Genomic DNA, 3,204 nt, shown 5'->3' with positions numbered 1-3,204 from the left:
CTAACAATGCTCGTCCCCACGGTAACAATGTGAACGACTTTTTCTTGTCTCATAAGTGCCAGAAAAGCTACGGAGAGGGAGATTTATTTTGTTTTCTGTAAGAAAAATTTCTTAAATGATAGCGATAATTTTAACCCTCGGGGTTATGGATTGTATAGCCCTAGCGTGTACTAAATAATTTTCTACGAAATAAATAAAGGTAAGTTTAAAAAGGATTAGAAATATGAAAAATAATCCTCCTTTTTCAAAATCCACGTTTCGTCAGAAAGGGTCTTCTTTGTTCCTGCTATTTCTAGTTTTATTTCAGATTTTCTTCACTCTTCCAGTTCTTGCGGACTCAAACATAAATAATCCAGGTACATCTAGCGATGTATACATAAAGGTAAAAGAGAACATAATTTTTATTGGAAACAGGTTTATAGAGATAGCTATTACTCTAGGAAATAACACGGGCGGAGGCATATATTCTATCAAAGATAAAGTTAGAGGTGTAGACTTTGTAAGGAAAAAAGAAAGCGTCGATATTGGGCTTTTTGCTTTAGAATATTGGTATGAGCCTATAAATTGGTACGCCGCTCTTCTTGGGAGAAAGGCTGACATCAGATATCGGTATGTTATAAATAATACTGGAATACTTCTTTCTCTTAGTTGGAGAGATTTAACTTCAACACATGAGGATAGGAGGTTTAACGTAAATGTAAATGTGTCAGTATATGTACCAAGTAACTCCAATTTGACCTATTGGTTCCTTGAGTTTACAAATAATGACAATGTGATAATTGAAAATGTTCATTTTCCAATTATCCCTGGGATAGACCAAATTTCTGACGAAAAAGATGGAGACTACTTAGTTGTTCCCTCTTGGTCCGGTATCTTGCTCAAAAATCCTGCAAGGAACTTAAAAGAGGGGAAAGCATATTCTACTCCTTATTATCCTTCAGGCTTCCTCAACATGCAATTTGTAGCTTATTATGCTTCTAATCCAAAGAGCGGTCTTTATCTCGGTGATTATGATACAACTGGTACATACGTTAAAAAATTTACATTTTCTCGGACTTCCGATGGTAATAGCGCCTGGTTAATAAATACACACGTATTATCTTTTGAGAATCAAGTAAAAGTCGCGCTCCCTTACAGCGTAGTTATTGGCATATTCAATGGAGATTGGTATGATGCATCTCAAATCTATAAGGAATGGGCGAGCAAACAGTGGTGGGCTTCTCGCACCTTGTCTAAAAATAAAGACACGCCCAGCTGGCTCAAAAAAAGTGGTCCTGTGATAGACTTCTTTACGCGATATTGGGAAAGATTCTCGTCTGGATGGAACGGTCCCTATTACAATCTGCCACCTACAGTCGAAGCCTTCAAGAATTTTTACAACTCGACCCCAGTTATGTGGTGGAGAGGATGGGAAAAGAATGGCTTTTGGGTTTCAATTCCAGATTATTTTCCTCCAACTGAAGGATGGGACTCTTTTGATTCGGCGATCATAGGAGCGCACAGTAAAGGAGGGAAGGTTATGACTCCGGTTCCAGCAGTAAATTATTATAGCCTTAATGCTTCTGGATGGCAAGAAGCAACCAAGCATGCACCGAGGGACAGATATGGAAATCTTTATACTTACACTTGGTTTATTCACAATAATTCCGGAATCGTCGTAAAGCAAGTCGGTATAATGATGGCCCCTACAGATTTCTGGATGAATAAAATTCTAAACATTACACTGGAACTGTCCACACATGGAATGGACGTTATACAGCTAGATGGAGGACCACCTATGCCATGGATAAATTATGGGGATAGGCTTCCAAAGGGTGGAGGCAACTGGTGGGCAAACAATTTCATAAAAATATACTCGGCTGTAAGAGAAGGAATAAAAAAGGTTTACCCAGACGGAAGCATAGGTTCTGAATGGATGGTTGAGACATACATTCCATTCATTGACATAGCAAACGATGAAGCCATTGGGGGGCTAGACCCCCTAGGAATAGATTTTGGCATTTTTTACAATGCCTCTCTAAATACATACATTCCTTTGTGGCATGCTGTTTACCATGATCACATGTTACTTTTTTCAAGTCTTCTACTGATTGATGGAAGAGATTTTCTATTCTATCTTAGGGGTCTTGCTTTATCTCTCATTTGGGGTGATATTCCAATGATAGATGCTGATCCTCAGGGTTCTGGAAAACCTTATAATCTTAATCTATATGACCGAAGACTTCTCGAATACAGCAGAAGGATTGTAGAGGCGAGAACAAAATATGCTTATTATTACATAGTGGAAGGAACCATGCTACCGCAACCAATGGTTCATCCTAATCCTAAGATCATAATTCCAGGAGCTGAAAAGATACCTTACACTGGAGTGGATGTTAAGCCCTTTTATTCGGATTCAATTTTTGCAAGTGCTTGGCTTTCTCCTGACAAAAGTGTAGGGATAATTGTGACAAACATTGGAAGAGACACGGTAAATACAACTGTTTCTCTTGAAAACTACAATAAACTTGTGAGAGAGAACATTACAATTTACACAATAGTTAATGGGGAGATAAAACAGGGATATTTTACTAAAGAGCTACCAAAGGAATTGATTCTGCCGCTGGCGCCCTATGACGTTGCATTAATTGTACTTTCTTCTGCCGATACTCAACGAAGCAGAGCTCTGCATGAAATCCTAGAATATGAAAATCAACTTAGAAGATCTATGCTTCCTGAAAGTCCCCAAGCCAACAGGTTCTTTGAATTAGCAATCCACAAATTTAAAGACAACGACTTCATTGAATCTATTAAGATCATGGAAAAATTGAATGAAAATATGACAACTTACAAGACTTATATCAAAAAAATTCAGACACTAAATGAAACCATTAATTTGTTTGGCAATGAATCTACAACTGTCGCTCTAAGGAAACTGCATCAGAATATTACAAATTATTTAAATATAGCTTTGCAATATGCTAGTACCTTTAACTTTAACAAATCAGCGGAAATGGTACAGAAATCTGAAGAAGAAATAACTTTGTATTTACGCCTGATAAATCAAACATTGTCCTTGCTAGATAAAATCAGGAAATTATCAGAGTTAGTGCAAAGAATAAACAAAAGCACCTTAAGTGAAGAAAATAAACAACTCTTACAGCAAGCCGCTGACATGCTTCAAGAAGCTAGTTTCAAAGTTGAACATGGAGACATTGAGGGAGC

The 3,204-nt window shown here is 37.5% G+C and carries 1 protein-coding gene; it reads left to right on the top strand.

From position 1 onward, the window contains the following. Positions 1-223 precede the first annotated feature (223 nt). Positions 224-3,204: hypothetical protein (locus tag JHC30_07060; GenBank protein ID MCI4463906.1), on the top strand; the 2,981-nt coding region annotated here is incomplete at its 3' end.

This window comes from Caldisericum sp. (genome assembly GCA_022759145.1).
Taxonomy (GTDB): domain Bacteria; phylum Caldisericota; class Caldisericia; order Caldisericales; family Caldisericaceae; genus Caldisericum.
The sequence above is the reverse complement of the archived record's forward strand: the minus strand, read 5'-3'. Positions and strand labels throughout refer to the sequence as shown.